Raw genomic sequence first — 15,964 nt, 5'->3', positions numbered from 1 at the left:
TCGCGAACAGACTGAATTTTTTACGGAATGAAATGGGCCGCCTGTCACGAGCGGCCCGCAATCTAGGGCTAGACCAGTTCCCTGCCCTTCGCGTCGATGGCATTCGCCACCGCCTCGTCGGTCGCCTCGTCGGGAAGCAGCATTTCGTTATGCGCTTTGCCCGACGGGATCATCGGGAAGCAGTTGGCGAGCGTCGCCACGCGGCAGTCGAACAGCACCGGCTTCTTGACGTCGATCATCTCCTTGATCGCGTCGTCGAGATCGCCCGGCTTCTCGCAGCGAATGCCATGCGCGCCATAGGCCTGCGCCATCAGCACGAAATCCGGCATCGCTTCCGTGTAGGAATGCGACAGCCGGTTGCCATGCAGAAGCTGCTGCCACTGCCGCACCATGCCCATATACTGGTTGTTCAGGATGAAGATCTTGATCGGCGCCTCGTACTGCACCGCGCAGGACATCTCCTGCATCGTCATCTGCACCGAGGCGTCGCCGGCGATGTCGATGACCAGCGACTGCGGATGGGCGATCTGCACGCCGAGAGCGGCCGGCAGGCCGTAGCCCATCGTGCCCAGGCCACCGGACGTCATCCAGCGGTTCGGCTTGTCGAAGTGGAAATGCTGCGCCGCCCACATCTGGTGCTGGCCGACTTCCGTGGTGATGTAGACGTCCTTGTCGCGGGTGAGTTCGAACAGCCGTTGGATGGCGTATTGCGGCATGATCACGTCGTCATTGTTCCTGAACGCCAGCGAATCCCGCGCCCGCCAGCGCGCGATCTGCTCCCACCACGGATAAAGCGCCTTCTTGTCGGTTTTCGCCGTCGCCCGCCACAGCCGGACGAGGTCTTCCAGCACACGCCCGACATCGCCGATGATCGGCACGTCGACGTGCACGTTCTTGTTGATCGACGATGGGTCGATGTCGATGTGGATCTTCTTGGAGTTCGGCGAAAACGCGCTGATGCGGCCGGTGATGCGGTCGTCGAAGCGAGCGCCGACGCACAGCATCACGTCGCAGTCGTGCATGGCCAGATTGGCTTCGTAGGTGCCGTGCATGCCGAGCATGCCCAGCCAGTTCTTGCCGCTCGCCGGATAGGCGCCGAGCCCCATCAGCGTCGAGGTGATCGGGAAGCCGGTCAAATCCACCAGTTCGCGCAGCAGGTGGCTGGCCTCCGGGCCGGAATTGATAACGCCGCCACCACTATAGATGACCGGTTTCTTCGCCGACGCCAGCAGCGCCACCGCCTCCTTGATCTTGTCGAGGTCACCCTGCACCTTGGGCTGGTAGCTCATGCGCGGCGCCGTCTGCGGCGGCGTGTAGATGCCCTTGGCGAACTGCACGTCCTTCGGGATGTCGACGACGACCGGGCCGGGCCGGCCGGTGGTCGCGACATGAAACGCTTCATGGATGATGCGCGACAGGTCGTTGACGTCCTTCACCAGCCAGTTGTGTTTTGTGCAGGGTCGCGTGATGCCGACCGTATCGCATTCCTGGAACGCGTCGGAACCGATCAGAGAGGTTGGGACCTGGCCGGTGATGCAGACCAGCGGGATAGAATCCATCAGGGCATCCTGTAGCGGCGTCACCGCATTGGTGGCCCCCGGCCCCGAGGTCACCAGCATGACCCCGGCCTTGCCGGTCGAGCGGGCATAGCCCTCCGCCGCGTGCCCCGCCCCCTGCTCGTGGCGGACGAGGATGTGCTGCACGTCCTCCTGCTGGAAAAGCTCGTCATAAATCGGCAGAACCGCGCCGCCGGGATAGCCGAACAGATGCTCGACCCCGTTGTCCTTGAGCGCCTGGACGACCATCTCGGCGCCCGTCATCTCGCGCTTGCCGGTCTCGATCTTTGCCATGCTGGTCATCGCTGCAGTCCCGTCTGTTCTCGCCTTCATCGGCGTGTGCTGGTCGTTTAGTCGTGTTGCGGGCAATAAAAAAGGCCCCCGGGAGGGAGCCTGCTTGGTGCGCATGGGTGGATATCGCCCGGCGGTTACACCGCCTTGCCCATGCGCCTTCCTACGAGAATGAGGATCGTCTTCATGGGCGCGGACAATAGGGGCGAGCATTGGGCGGTGTCAACGGGGAAAATCGACGTAAGATAGGTGCATCGAATCCGCGCCGCCTTCATCGACCACATGCACGGTCTCGGCCGATAGGCTTTGAAAAAGCCTCGGCCCCGGACGATGCCGGGACCGAGTCCATGGAAATGCTGGGTCAGGCCGGCTGCTGTCCGGCAGCCGCTTCCCAGCGCGTTAGGGCCTCGCAGCGACCGCCGTCAGCGTGCCGCTGCCGAGGTCGATCGGGCCGGTCGTCTCGTTCTGGAACCGTACCGACACCGTGTCCGCTGCACTTACCCATGCCGTGAGCAGGATGCCTTGGAGACCAAGGCTGAACGACGCCGAAGCGAAATCGCCGAGCGCCGCGCCTGTCACGGTGACCGACGTGGTTACGCCAGCGCCATCAGCAAGCGGCGGTGGATTGTAGGTTGCAAAACCCTGGCGTGTTCCAGCGCCGACGAGCATGCCGGCACTGTCGCGGTTGCCGGAGATGCCGAACTGACTGCTCAAGATCAGCATATGCCCGTCCAAAGGCTGCCCAGGAACGGGGGTTCCCGGCCCTCCAATCGGCGCGAAAATGCTGTCTCGGAGATGGCCGCCGGTAGCGTCAGGATTGACGTCAACATTGTATTCTACCCAGTATCCGTCCTTGAAGATCAGCCTGTCGGCGCGAACGGTCCCGCCCGTCCCCACAAGTATGTCGCGAGTGTCGGCATTTGCCTCGAGTCCCACGCGCACCAATCCGTTGTTGGAGAAGGTGACGCCGTCCAGGTCGACGGTCGCTCCCGCATTGACCAGCAATCCGAAAGCGCCGCAATCCCGGATTGTGCCACCGCTCACCCGAACGCTGTCGGCGTTGATCACGGCGATACCACGGCTGCCCCCGCTGATCTCGCAATTGTCGAATGCAATGTTCCGACTGCGGCGATGAAGCTGGATCTCACTTCCGATTGCGGCGCCGGCGGGGACCGGCTGAACCTTCACCTTCGCCGTTTCCAAGGCGTCTTTCTTTTCCGTGACATAAGTCACTCCACCCGCGTAAGTGATCTTGTCACCGACGAAAACGTCATTCGGGATGCCGTCAACGAGCGTAACAAGCTGGCCGCTGAGGGAAACCGCCTTGACCTTGGCTTTGTCGAAGCCACCGACCTTGAGGGTTTCATTGTCCAGGAACGTTCCCGAGACATCCTTGAGAATGAGCGTTCCGGACTCCCCGTCGCCCGTCTGCCCGACAATCACACCCGAAGCGCTGGCCACCGTGACTGTGTCGTTCACGGCAAAGGCGCCAACCCCGTCATCGAAAGCGAGTTGCGGATAGAGTTCGAGCGTAGTCCCACCCTGCAGCACGGCCAACTTCAGATAGCTGGTTTCCATCTCGCCATCGATCAGAACGGCATAGGTCGGCACCGGAGAAACCGCCTTGACAGTCACGTTGGTGGTACCGTTCACCGACGCTCGGCCGGACGCAGGATCGGTAATCGGGTCGTTGTCCACAAACACGTTGACGATCGATGAAAGCGTAAGCGTACCTGTAGTCCCGCCATCTATCTGCGCGGCGATCTTCGCCGTTGCAGGAGGGCTGGAGTTGTCTCCCACGATGGTCTGACCGACTATGAAATCGCCGACCTGCTTGTCGAAACTGAGCATGCCGCCGGTGACGGTACCATTGGCCAGCGCGCGGCCGAACGATGGATCCGATATCTTTTCATTGTCGACGAACATCCCGTCGATCGATGTAAGCGTGAGCACTCCGGTCGTTCCCAGGTCCGTCTGGGCCGTGATTACCGCACGTGCTCTAGAATTTTCTCCGACGATCGTCTGCCCGATCTTGAACTGCGCCTTCTGGTCATCATAGGCGAGCGTGTTCGAACTGACCGTTTCATCTTTGACAAATGCGTGCCACGGCGTCTCGTGAAGCCGCACGTAGAACGTGGATGTCGAATTCGCTGCGTCTACCTTCGCGGACCCACCGGCCGAATTGATGGTTTCACCATCAAGGAACGAACCAGAAACCTCTGTGAGCGTCAGCGTGCCGGTCGTCCCGCCATCCGTTTGATCCGCGATTTTGGCGGTCGCTCCAGATGTTGCTCCGGTAATGATCTCATCTACCGTGAAATCATCGCCTACGTTTTGAGTTTTGAACGCGAGCACGTTGGAGCGGACTTCCGTTATAGTGCCGACCACCTTTCTGTCGTTTTCAGTCGGGCGCGCGGTTCCGGTCAGGATATGGCCTCGGGTGAGTCCGGTCGCCAATGTCGTTTGCAGTACGACCGTCGCGGTGTCGCGGATGGCGCAATTGTCGAAAGTCACACCGTCGCAGACATTCATCTCGACTCTGCCGGGCACCACGCAGTTGCTGAAGTTCAGCCGGCCGCGCGTCTGCTGTAGAAGCACGCCCGCGACATTGTCTGCACCAAGCGCCTGGATATTATCGAAAGACGCGAATATCCGGCCGTTGCGGATGTTGATGAGGTCGGTGGTGGTCCCGATGCCGTGGATCCGCCAGTTGTAGAAATGACAGCCGGTCCACTCCGGCTGATAGTGCCGGCGTTGCTTTTCAACATAAGCCACAAGCGTGCCCACGCCGATATCGGTCGGGCTGGGGACACTGTTGTTGCGAAAGGTCACCTTGATCGTGCCGTTTACTTCGATCGTGGGGACAACAGTGTAACCGGTAGGTATCGGTTTGCTGAACCGGGTGAACGGCGTCATTCCCACTTTGGCCTCGGGGACGGCAAGGCTGACCACTTCTTCCTGTCCCATGGCGAGGGAAATGGGGTCATGATCGAACTTTATCGCCATACAGTCCTTGGTGAGCGAACCGTCGGCGTTGTAGTACTTGCTCGTCGAAGAAGCGGGCCAGTCCAGAAGGGACGTGCCGGCCTCGTTTGGACTGTTGCCCTCGATGTTCCAGCCGACGACGTTTCCGATGACGATGTTGGAATAGACTTTGCCCTTGTCGTCGGGATGCGCGAAGCTGTCGGCTTCATCGCCGACGGTGATATTTGTGATCTGCACGCCGTTTCCAAGAACTCCATCGTCAAATCCGTCGATATTTACGCCGTCGACGAACACATTGTAGGAAGCGGAATGCTCCAGAACCCTGCCGGTATGGCGAAGCCGGATATTGCGCACGAAGATGTTGTTCGGGTGGTAGGTGAAAGTGTGTTCTGTCTTTTGCAGGACGAACGGCTCGATCAGCGTTCCATCCTCGTACGCGGGAAAAGTCTGGCCCGACAGGCCCCAATGGGTGAGCAGGAAACTGCCCATGGGCGTCAAGCGATCATAGCCCTCGCACAGGATGTTCTCAATCGTCACGCCGGACGTGCGACCCACCGTCGCGATCGCGTGCCCGCCGCCGGACTGCTTGCGCTGCCGCAGCCACAAGTCCCGCAGCACGATGTCGGTGGCGAGCGGAGGCGCCACCCGCAATCCGAATTCGTAAGGAGATTCGCCTTCCACCGGCGCCGCATCGACGGGCAGGATGTAATATACATCCCCGACGGTCACGCAGGTTCCGTTGTTCCCTTGCCCGTTCTGAATTTCCTCGGGAGTGTGCACATCGATGAAGAAGTTCTCGCAGGTGATGTGTTGCCCGAGAATAAAGATACCCGGCTTGGTATTGTCGATGTCGAGAAAGAGGCCGCTGGTCGACCGATCAGTGCCGCGAATGGTGATCGGATCGTTGAGTTGGAAAGCACCGCCCTTGTACCAGTAAGCCGAGGTGAGCAGCATGGTCTTGCCCGTCGCGACGCAGTAGTCACGGCAGGCATCGAGCGCCGCCGTATCGTCGGTTCCAACCAAGTCATCGTTGCTGTTCAGAAATGCATCACCGATCGCACCGAACTGCTCTGGGGTAGCATAGGGATACTCCGATATCTGAACGTTGTTCAGATAGTTCCGCAGGATACGGTCGAGATCGGCCACTTGTTGCGCGGTCAGGCCGCTGCCAAAGTAAGCGATTGATATGATGGCATCGCTGAAATCGGCTGTTCCGCGACTGAGGAGCGTGATTTTGGAAGCGGAAAGGGCCGGGCTTCCCGACGAATCGGTCTGGGCATTCTTGCCGTTGAAATAGCGTGTCAGGTTGGCGTTGTCGGTTCGCGAAACGGTCAGATGGACCGAATTCACGGGCGCCAGGCCGAGGGCGACCGTGCTGGGGCTGCCCAGCCGGCCTGCAAGCGATCCGGTCGAATCGTTCTGAGCCAGAACCGTCCGCTCGCCGGACGAACTTGCCTGGCCGATCAGATATTGGTCCCCGCCAGCCGGATTCTCGTGAACCCATACCCCCATCACGGCCGAACTGGTCGTGAAGACCGTCGCATCGTTGCCGGCAAGATTGGTGTCGAGGTAGTCATCGACGCCATCGCCCTTATAGCCGATATCGGGAATGAAAATAGGGGATGCGCTAGAAGTAAGGTCAAACTTCGGGGCGGTTGGAGGCGACTTCCAATTCATGTTCGCAGCCTGGCTGTCATGCGCGGCGAGCACATAAAGTGCTTTCAACTGGGTCCAGACGCCCGTCTCTTTCAGCCCGCGAATAGTCAGGTCGATCAGACTCACCCGTTTTTCCGACGGGGGTACCGCAAACGAAGCGATGAGTGTTTGTGTTTCTGTCTGCAGAGCCATAGTGGTCCTCAAAGGATCGCGTGTCGCCGTTCGCGAATGGCCGGCATGGCGCAGTCGCGTCCGTTGCGAGAGCCTGGCCGCCCCATGCGGCCTTCCGGTCTCTCGTTTCGGAGACCGGACTATGCGCTCACTGTATGTGATGGGAACAAAACAGGAACAATTTCTCACCGCGACAAAAGGCGCCTTTCAATCAACATTTTGAAATGACTGAGTTATATTCGGGTTCGGCTCTTCATCACGGAATTTTTACCGGGCATTTTATCCCCCTGCTGAAAATCGCGAGTTCGGCATCGAATCGACCGACGAACTGATGTTGAGGGCGGTCCCACCCGAGAATCCCGCCCGCCTCAACTCGCCCGCCCGCCAAACTGGCCGCTCACTCGGAATTCTCCATCTGTGGATGCCAGCGGTCCTCCGGTGGTTTCGCGCATGCTCTTTCATTGCCGCCGAAACTTTCGTGCCGCGCCGCTCGTTGCTTCTTTGCGGGAAGAAGTGCGGCCCCGCCATCGTTGACACGATTGCTACGGGCCGCTCCCCCGGCCTGGGTCTATCATCGGTTTTTAGCGCAAAGTCTGGGAGGGCATTATGGCTAACATCACGCTTGGCTCTGGCAACCAGAGCTTCCAATTCGAGGTCGGGTCGGGCGACAACACCGTCGTCGATTTCCGCTCCCGCTATTTTCACGCCGACCTGAGCGGCGCCAACGAGGTTCCGCCGCGCGACACGACAGCAACCGGCACCGCCGACGCGGTGCTGAATTTCGCACAGACGAAGCTCGATATCGACGTCGACGTCACAGGACTCAGCACCAACGCGATCAGCGGCCACATCCACCACGGAGTCGCCGGCGTGAACGGCGGCGTGGTGTTCAGTCTCACGCCGCCGTCGGCCCAGGCTTTCAGCATTTCCAGGAGTTGGGACATCCCGATCACCGAGGTGGACGACCTGTTGAGCAAAGGCCTCTACGTCAACATACACACCGATAAGTTCACCGGCGGCGAAATCCGCGGGCAGCTTGAAGCCAATCTGGGCGATACCGGCAACGACAGGATCGACCTGACCGATTTCAACGTCGGCACCTTCGAGGCGCTGCTGCATGTGCTCTCGGACACGGTGCAGGGCGCCGACATAACGATCCGCAAGAACGGCGTCGCCGACGTGCTGACGCTCGGCGGCATCGAGGTGGCCGATCTGGAAGAGTCCTTCTTCATCTTCGCCGGTAACGTCAACGAGACGATCAATGGCACCGCCGGCATAGACGATTTGTTCGGCGCCGGCGGCACCGATGTCATCAACGGCCTCGGCGGCAACGACCACCTTCTCGGCGAGACCGGCAACGATACGTTGGTGGGCGGCGCCGGCGCTGATCACCTGCATGGCGGCAGCGGCGTCGACACCGCGAGCTACGCCGGCTCGAACGCCGCCGTGAACGTCAACATGTGGACCGAGACCTACACGGGCGGACACGCGGCCGGCGATGAACTGTTCTCGATCGAGAATCTCACCGGCTCGTCCCACAATGACATTCTTGTGGCCAACGACGTGAACAACGTGCTCAACGGCGCCGCCGGCGCGGATTCCATGAAAGGCCTTGCCGGCGATGACACCTATTTCGTCGACAATGCTGGGGACGTCATTCTGGAAGATGCCGGCGATCTCGCCGACATCGTCGCCACCAACACAAATTATGTACTCACCGCCGGCGCGGAGGTCGAGACGCTGCGCACCACCTCGATGGGCGGAACCGGCGCTATCAACCTCACCGGCAACGCCTTCTCCCAGACCATCGTCGGCAATGCCGGCATCAATGTCCTGAAGGGCGGCGGTGGCCTCGACACGTTGTCCGGCCTCGGCGGCAACGATATCTATCTTGTCTACAACGCCACCGACGTCATTCAGGAGAGTTCTACGCAAGGTGCCGTCGACAGGATCGCCACAGCCGTCTCCTATGTGCTCAAGGCCGGCGTCCATGTCGAACAGATGACGACCACCTCGGCCGCCGGCACCGGCGCCATCAATCTCACCGGCAACGAGATCGGCCAGATGATGACCGGCAATGCAGGAACCAACCGGCTGGAGGGCAAGGGCGGCGCCGACCAGTATCGCGGTCTCGGCGGCGCAGACACCTTCGTCTTTGCGACAGCACTCGGCGGCGGCAATGTCGACAAGATTCTCGACTTCAGCGTGCCCGACGACCGCATGCTGCTTTCGGACGCCATTTTTACAGCGCTGAACACCGGCACGCTGGCTTCCGCCGCTTTCAGGTCGAACACCACCGGACTGGCCGGCGACGCCAGCGACCGGATCATCTACGAGAACGACACCGGCAGGATTTTCTACGACGCGGACGGAACCGGGGCCACGGCCGGCATCCATTTCGTGACGATCACCGCTGGGCTTGCACTCACCAACGCGGATTTCTCCGTAGCGTGAACTCCCGCATGCCAAACGCCGCCCGCCGCAAGCGCGGCGGGCGGTTGGGTTGAATCGGGATGCCTCATACGCCAACGCTTTGGCTTGATTTCCTTTGCTTGGTCGGCACCTGCAGGGCACCGGCCGCTTTCATCGCATTGCGATCCGCGTTTCATCACGGCAGCCAGACTGCCTTCCGGCAGTCCATGCGCGCGCGGCCGCCTTGGCCCGCGCCTTTCCGGCAACCAGGTGCAAACGATCAACGGCAACGTATCGGAATCGTCCCTGGGTTGTACCCATCGCAGGCGGAGGGAAGCGTCAATTCGATACAATAACGATCGGCATAGTTTCGAAATTTTTTACGACTTGGCCGTTTAAAAGCCTTTTGGAAAGACCGGGCGATGTCCATTCAACATCCTGCTGTGCACGCACGTTGTGGCCACAACGGCAGCAGATCAACGGTAGCGAAAGCCCTCTCCCCATCGAGCCTATCGCCAGGTCGGGCCGTGGCCCCTGCCCTGCCTGATCGGAGGCCATGATGAGCGCCGCACCTCTCGATGTCGGCCCCGTAGCCAACGGCACCAGCGATCCAACAGCCGCCAACGTCGCCTCCGGCGTCCAGCGCATCGACGGCCTCCTCGGCCCCAACAGATGGTCCGACGGCTCGATCAGCTACAGCGATCCAGACGCTGCTTCCGAGTATGGCACCGGTCATCCCGAAGCATTTACCAACTTTTCCCAGCTTAGCGCCCAGCAGATGGTTGCAGTGCACTTCGCCTTGAACGCCGATATCCAGACGCAGCCGAGCGGTGCGGTCGGCTTTTCCGTCGAAGGCTTTACCGGCCTCACCATATCCTATGCGGGAACGGACACCGGCGCCGCGACCTTGCGCTACGCCAACACGAGCAATCCCAGCACCGCATACGCCTACTACCCGGACACTGCGAACTACGGCGGCGACGCCTTCTTCGGTCCCTCGGGCGACCTGCCGACGGCCGGCAATTACGACTGGCATACGATCATTCACGAGACCGGCCACGCCCTTGGATTGAAGCACGGCCACGAGACGGGCGGTTTCGGCGCGCTGCCGGCCAACCGCGACTCGCTCGAATACAGCGTGATGACGTACCGCACCTTCATCGGCGACGACACCAGTGGCTACAACTACGAGACCTGGGGTGCGCCGCAGACCTTCATGATGGACGACATCGCCGCCCTGCAGCACATGTACGGCGCCGACTACACCACCAACAACGGCAACACCGTCTATTCCTGGAACGCGACGACGGGCGAAACCTACGTCAACGGAAACCTTGCCATCGACCCCGGCGCAAACCGAATTTTCCAGACCGTGTGGGACGGCGGCGGCAACGATACCTACGATCTTTCCGGCTAAACGACCAACCTGTTCGTTAGCCTGACCCCCGGCGGCTATTCTACTTTCTCCAGCGATCAGCGCGCCTATCTCGGCGGCGGCCCGAATGGCGGCTTTGCGCGCGGCAACGTGTTCAACGCCTTCATGTATCAGAACAACCCGGCGTCCCTGATTGAAAATGTGATCGGCGGCTCCGGCGCCGACAACATCAATGGCAACGGCGCAGCCAACCGCCTGGACGGCGGGAGCAACGCCGACACGCTTATCGGCCACCTGGGCAACGATACCTATATCGTCGACAATATCGCCGACACGGTGGTCGAAGCGGTCGGCGAAGGTATCGATACCGTGCTTGCGTCCGCCTCCTGGGTGCTGTCAGCCGGCGTGGAGATCGAATTTCTCGAAACGACGTCGCAAACGGATGCGGTGGCGATCGACCTCACCGGCAACGACTTCGACCAAACCATCACGGGCAACGCCGGCGCCAACACTCTGAAAGGCGGCGGCGGCCGGGACACGTTGTCGGGTCTCGACGGCGACGACATCTATCTGGTCTACAGGGCGACCGACAGTATTCAGGAGAATTCGACGCAAGGCGACGTCGACAAGGTCGGTGCCGGGACCTCCTACGTGCTGGCCGCCGGCGTCCATGTCGAGTGGATGACGACCACCTCGGTCGCCGGGACCAGCGCCATCAATCTTACCGGCAACGAGATCGGCCAGATGATGACCGGCAATGCCGGCGCCAACCGGCTGGACGGCAAGGGCGGCACCGACACGCTCCGCGGTCTGGGTGGCGCCGACACTTTCGTCTTCACGACAGCTATCGGCGACGGCAATGTCGACACGGTCCTCGATTTCAGCGTGCCGGACGACCGCCTGCTGCTTTCGGACGCCATCTTCACCGCCCTGAACACCGGTACGCTTTCCGCAGCGGCCTTCCGGGCGAACACCACTGGGCTGGCCCAGGATGGCAGCGACCGCATCATCTACGAGACCGACACCGGACAAATCTTCTACGACGCAGACGGGACAGGCGCTGCTGCCGGCATCCACTTCGTGACGATCATCGCCGGGCTGGCATTGACCAACGCGGATTTCTCCGTGGCGTGAGTCCGGCCGCGAGCTTCTGGTACAATACATAAACCGGTCCCGACTTTGGTCGGGCGTGACGGCGGGCAAAGCCTTCGCACATACTGCAAAAAGGCTCGCCGCGAGGAGGCGTGCGGGCCGCGAAGCCTTTCCTGGGAGGATTTTCATGCTCGACAAGGCGCCCAACAAAAAACTTTCGGACCTGCTCGACAAATTCGGCGGCGCGCTTGCCGCCGGCAACATCGAGGCCGCGGCCGATTGTTTCCAGGAGGATTGCTACTGGCGCGACCTCGTCACTTTCACCTGGAACATCAAGACGATGGAGGGTCGCGATCAGATTCGCGACATGCTGAAAAATCAGCTGGCGAAGACAAACCCGTCCAACTGGCGGATCGCCGAGGGCGAGGACGCCACCGAAAACAACGGCCTGATCGAGGGCTGGATCAGCTTCGAAACCGATGCTGCGCGCGGCTTTGGCCAGATAAGGGTCCGCAACGGAAAGATCTGGACCTTGCTGACAACCATGGTCGAACTGAAGGGGTTCGAGGAACCCGCCGGCTTCGACCGTCCGCTCGGCGCCAAGCATGGCGCAGCTCGAAACCGCCCGACCTGGAAGGAAGAACGCGAGAAGGAAGCTGCCGAACTCGGCTTCACCAAGCAGCCCTACTGCCTGATCATCGGCGGCGGCCAGGGCGGCATCGCGCTCGGCGCAAGATTGCGGCAGCTCGGCGTGCCGACCATCATCGTCGAGAAGAACGAGCGGCCCGGTGACAGTTGGCGTAAACGCTACAAGTCGCTCTGCCTGCACGATCCCGTCTGGTACGATCACCTGCCCTATATCGATTTCCCCAAGAACTGGCCGATCTTCTCGCCCAAGGACAAGATCGGCGACTGGCTGGAAATGTACACTAAAGTCATGGAGCTCAATTATTGGGGCTCGACCGAGGCGAAGAGTGCCTCATACGACGACAAGAAGAAGGAATGGACGGTCACTGTCGCCCGCGACGGCAAGGACATCGTGCTCAAACCAAAGCACCTGATCCTCGCCACCGGCATGTCGGCAAAGCCGAACATGCCCAAAATCAAGGGTATGGAGAGTTTCAAGGGCGACCAGCACCACTCCTCAAAACATCCCGGCCCCGACGCCTATATCGGCAAGAAGGCCGTCGTCATCGGCTCCAACAACTCCGCCCACGACATCTGCGCCGCCCTTTGGGAAGCCGGCATCGACGTCACCATGGTGCAGCGCTCGTCGACCCACATCGTGCGCTCCGACACACTGATGGATGTCGGCCTGAGCGCGCTCTATTCGGAAAAGGCGGTCCAGTCCGGCATGACCACGGCCAAGGCCGACCTGATCTTCGCTTCCCTGCCCTACAGAATCCTGCACGAGTTCCAGATCCCGCTCTATGCCGAGATGAAGAAACGCGACGCCGATTTCTACACGGGGCTGGAAAAGGCGGGTTTCATGCTCGACTGGGGCGATGACAATTCCGGCCTGTTCATGAAGTACCTGCGCCGCGGCTCGGGTTACTACATCGACATCGGCGCCTCGCAATTGATCATCGACGGCGAGATCAAGCTCGCGCGCGGCGACGTGAAGGAGATCAGGGAGCATTCCGTCCTGCTTGAGGATGGCACCGAGCTGCCCGCCGACCTGATCGTCTACGCCACCGGCTACGGTTCGATGAACGGCTGGGCGGCCGATCTCATTTCAAGGGAAGTGGCCGACAAGGTCGGCAAATGCTGGGGACTCGGCTCCAGCACCACCAAGGACCCCGGCCCCTGGGAGGGCGAGCAGCGCAACATGTGGAAGCCGACGCAGCAGGACGCGCTGTGGTTCCACGGCGGCAATTTGCACCAGTCGCGCCACTATTCGCAGTTTCTGTCGCTGCAATTGAAAGCTCGGATGGAAGGTTTGCCCACGCCCGTCTACGGGCTCCAGGAAGTCCATCACAAGGGGTAGCGCGGTCGCGGGACCCGGCCGTATCAATTTTCGCGCACCCGGCAGGAATGCCGGGCACCGTCATTCCGGCCGAGGATCAGCAATGCCTCGGGGCTGCATTGCTTCGGGGCCGCCGCGTGCCTGCGACGGCTTCTCACCGAACCGCTGGCGGAAACGCCGGTTGAAATAGGAGACTTCATTGAAGCCGACTGCGTAGGCGATGTCGATAACCTTGAGCCGGTCCTTGCTCCTGTCGGCCAGCATTTTCCGCGCCGACTGCAACCTGAGTTCGGTCACGCGCTCGGCAAAACCCATGCCGGTCTCCTGCAGCAGGTCGTTCACGTAGCGCGGCGTCAGGCCGAGCTTGCGAGCGACATGGGCGGTGGAAAATTCCGGATCGGCAAAATGCTTGCGGATCAAGGCGAACACCTCCTCGATCCGGGCGGCGCGCAGCCCTCGCATCGTCGCCAGTTCCGCCGAGTCGCCGTTCGCGCCGAGCACCAGCGCCACAAGATCGATCAGCGTGGTCGCCACATGATCCAGCAGGGCACGATCCGGTTCGCCCTGGGTCAGGTGCGGCAGGATGCCGATGTAGCGCTTGAGGTGCAAAGCTGCCTTGGGCGCCGCGTCGAGCGGCCGCGCCACCAGATCGTGAGCATCGGCGACACGCTCCAGCAGCATTTTGGCGGGGATGTCCAGCATCAGGAAGTCGTAGCCGCCGGGCTGCCGCACATAACCCGCCTCGCTCTCGGCCACCAGAATAGGGCTTTCCGCTCGATGCACCGTCTCCCGGCCAGCCTGCGCCTGGATCAGCGGAGACCCGTTGTTGCTGAACGCCAGGCAGAAGTTCGAGCGGACAGCAGCAGCAACCTGCTGCTTGCTGCGCATCAGCGTATCGATGGCTGCGGTGGTGGCGCCGACATTGATGCCGCCGAAATGCTGGGCTTCGGCCGTGGCGAAGAACGGCCTGTCCTCGATGCGCCTCAGATCGAAATCGCAATAGGCCGCCACATACATGTCGTGCCACGTATTGAAGCGCGCCCGGTCGTCAAGCCCGGTCGGCATGTCTTGCGTGGAGAGGATGAGCTTCTGCGTCATATCGAACGTCCGTCAGGCAGCCGGACCGCGACCGCGGAGATACCGTCGCCGAAGCGGGGAAAAAGTCGAGACCGGATTGCCAGATTTAGCTCCCGCAAGACTCAGGCTTTCTCGCTGACGTGACCATCGCCATGGCCCCGTGCCTCCGAAGGCTTTTCCCCGAAACGCTGACGGAAACGGCGGTTGAAGTAAGATACTTCGCCGAAGCCCACGGCATAGGCGATGTCGATCACCTTGAGACGGTCCTTGCCCTTGTCGGCCAGCATTTTCCGCGCTGCCTGCAGCCTGAGTTCGATCACCCGGTCGGCAAAGCCGGTTCCGGTTTCCTGCAGGAGATCGTTCACATAGCGCGGCGTCAAGCCGAGCTTGCGCGCGACATGGGCGGTGGAAAATTCCGGATCGGCATAGTGCTTGCGAATCAAAGCGAATACGTCCTCGAGCCGGGCGGCGCGCAGCCCGCGCATCCTTGCCAAGTCGGCCGAGTCGCCATTGGCGCCGAGCACCAGAGCCACCAGATCGATCAAGGTGGTCGCGATATGGTCGAACAGGGCCGAATCGGGCTCGCCCTGCGTGATCTGCGGCAGGATGCCGATGTAGCGCTTGAGATGCGCGGCCGCCTGGGGGGCGGCATCGAGCGGGCGCGCGACCATGTCATACGCATTGGCGACACGCCCGATCAGCAGTTGCGGCGGGATGTCGAGGAGGTGGAAGTTGAAGCCGCCCGGCTGCCGGATATCGCCTGCTTCGCCTTCCGTCACCAGCACTGGGCTATCGACGCGATGCACCACCTCGCGGCCGAGTTGCGCCTGGAGGATGGGGAATTCGTTGCGGCTGAAGGCCAGACAGAAGTTTGATCGTAACGACGCCCCCCCGACATGCTGCTTGTTGCGCAGAACCTGGTCGACGGCGGCGTCCGTGCTGGCCACGCCGATGCCGCCAATCGCCTGGAATTCCGTGTTGGCGGCAAAGGGCTTGCCTTCCACGCGCCTCAGGTCGAACTCGCAATAGGCCGCCACATACATGTCGTGCCAGGTGCTGAAGCGCGCCCGGTCGTCAAGGCGGTCCGGCATCCCCTGGGTCGACAGAACCAGCTTTTCCATTGCGCCCGAACTTCGCCCCCTGGCCGCGCGCGAAAAGGTGCCACAAGCCTATCTCCAAGATCGAACGAAGGGAATAGCACGGGGTTAGCGGCTTCGCGAAGGAAAGCGAAATCGATTCGAACGGGTTTGCGTTGCAATCGTTCATTCCCGACCCTGCGGCCGTCGTCAATTTCAGAGCAGATGCCTCCTACTGTGGCTTTGCCGGCCAGGCGATATCCGAAATCGAAGAAAAGTGAAAATTTCGGGCATTTTGTTCGCCGGA

At 61.2% G+C, this 15,964-nt stretch carries 8 protein-coding genes; 4 read left to right on the top strand and 4 right to left on the bottom strand.

The genetic code is table 11. The features are described 5' to 3' along the window. Positions 1–68: 68 nt before the first annotated feature. Entirely contained in the window at positions 69–1,850 is a 1,782-nt protein-coding gene (locus ACH196_RS05815) for an acetolactate synthase 3 large subunit (protein ID WP_396645755.1), read from the bottom strand. A gap of 396 nt (positions 1,851–2,246) precedes the next feature. Next, on the bottom strand, positions 2,247–6,614 hold the full coding sequence (locus tag ACH196_RS05810) for a right-handed parallel beta-helix repeat-containing protein (RefSeq protein WP_396645705.1): 4,368 nt from the start codon (positions 6,612–6,614) through the stop codon (positions 2,247–2,249). A gap of 651 nt (positions 6,615–7,265) precedes the next feature. Between ACH196_RS05810 and ACH196_RS05805 the strand changes: the two genes are divergently transcribed. From ACH196_RS05805 to ACH196_RS05790, 4 genes are all read left to right on the top strand, one after another. Next, the gene (locus tag ACH196_RS05805; RefSeq protein WP_396645703.1) at positions 7,266–9,113 is read left to right on the top strand and encodes a CHRD domain-containing protein; all 1,848 of its coding nucleotides are present in this window, start codon (positions 7,266–7,268) and stop codon (positions 9,111–9,113) included. A gap of 517 nt (positions 9,114–9,630) precedes the next feature. Continuing rightward, the gene (locus tag ACH196_RS05800) at positions 9,631–10,488 is read left to right on the top strand and encodes a M10 family metallopeptidase (RefSeq protein WP_396645701.1); all 858 of its coding nucleotides are present in this window, start codon (positions 9,631–9,633) and stop codon (positions 10,486–10,488) included. Positions 10,489–10,611: 123 nt separating this feature from the next. Continuing rightward, positions 10,612–11,580, top strand: a complete 969-nt coding sequence (locus tag ACH196_RS05795; RefSeq protein WP_396645699.1) for a hypothetical protein — start codon at positions 10,612–10,614, stop codon at positions 11,578–11,580. A 145-nt stretch (positions 11,581–11,725) separates the two neighbouring features. Next, positions 11,726–13,525, top strand: coding sequence for an NAD(P)-binding domain-containing protein (locus tag ACH196_RS05790; RefSeq protein ID WP_396645697.1), 1,800 nt, complete (start codon positions 11,726–11,728; stop codon positions 13,523–13,525). Positions 13,526–13,585: 60 nt separating this feature from the next. Here the strand turns inward: ACH196_RS05790 and ACH196_RS05785 are convergent, their stop codons facing one another. Both ACH196_RS05785 and ACH196_RS05780 read right to left on the bottom strand, forming a co-directional pair. Then, on the bottom strand, positions 13,586–14,602 hold the full coding sequence (locus ACH196_RS05785; RefSeq protein WP_396645696.1) for an AraC family transcriptional regulator: 1,017 nt from the start codon (positions 14,600–14,602) through the stop codon (positions 13,586–13,588). Positions 14,603–14,703: 101 nt separating this feature from the next. Beyond that, a complete protein-coding gene (locus ACH196_RS05780; protein ID WP_396645694.1) occupies positions 14,704–15,702 on the bottom strand; it encodes an AraC family transcriptional regulator in 999 nt (332 codons plus the stop codon). Between the last annotated feature and the right edge of the window lie 262 nt (positions 15,703–15,964).

The organism is Mesorhizobium sp. IMUNJ 23232, assembly GCF_044326205.1.
GTDB lineage: Bacteria > Pseudomonadota > Alphaproteobacteria > Rhizobiales > Rhizobiaceae > Kumtagia.
The sequence above is the reverse complement of the archived record's forward strand: the minus strand, read 5'-3'. Positions and strand labels throughout refer to the sequence as shown.

What these genes read in the sequence shown, in the direction of transcription:
- ACH196_RS05785 (WP_396645696.1), bottom strand. Translation starts at nt 14,602, where the DNA reads ATGACGCAGAAGCTCATCCTCTCCACGCAAGACATGCCGACCGGGCTT.
- ACH196_RS05790 (WP_396645697.1), top strand. Translation starts at nt 11,726, where the DNA reads ATGCTCGACAAGGCGCCCAACAAAAAACTTTCGGACCTGCTCGACAAA.
- ACH196_RS05805 (WP_396645703.1), top strand. Translation starts at nt 7,266, where the DNA reads ATGGCTAACATCACGCTTGGCTCTGGCAACCAGAGCTTCCAATTCGAG.
- ACH196_RS05815 (WP_396645755.1), bottom strand. Translation starts at nt 1,850, where the DNA reads ATGGCAAAGATCGAGACCGGCAAGCGCGAGATGACGGGCGCCGAGATG.
- ACH196_RS05780 (WP_396645694.1), bottom strand. Translation starts at nt 15,702, where the DNA reads ATGGAAAAGCTGGTTCTGTCGACCCAGGGGATGCCGGACCGCCTTGAC.
- ACH196_RS05795 (WP_396645699.1), top strand. Translation starts at nt 10,612, where the DNA reads ATGTATCAGAACAACCCGGCGTCCCTGATTGAAAATGTGATCGGCGGC.
- ACH196_RS05800 (WP_396645701.1), top strand. Translation starts at nt 9,631, where the DNA reads ATGAGCGCCGCACCTCTCGATGTCGGCCCCGTAGCCAACGGCACCAGC.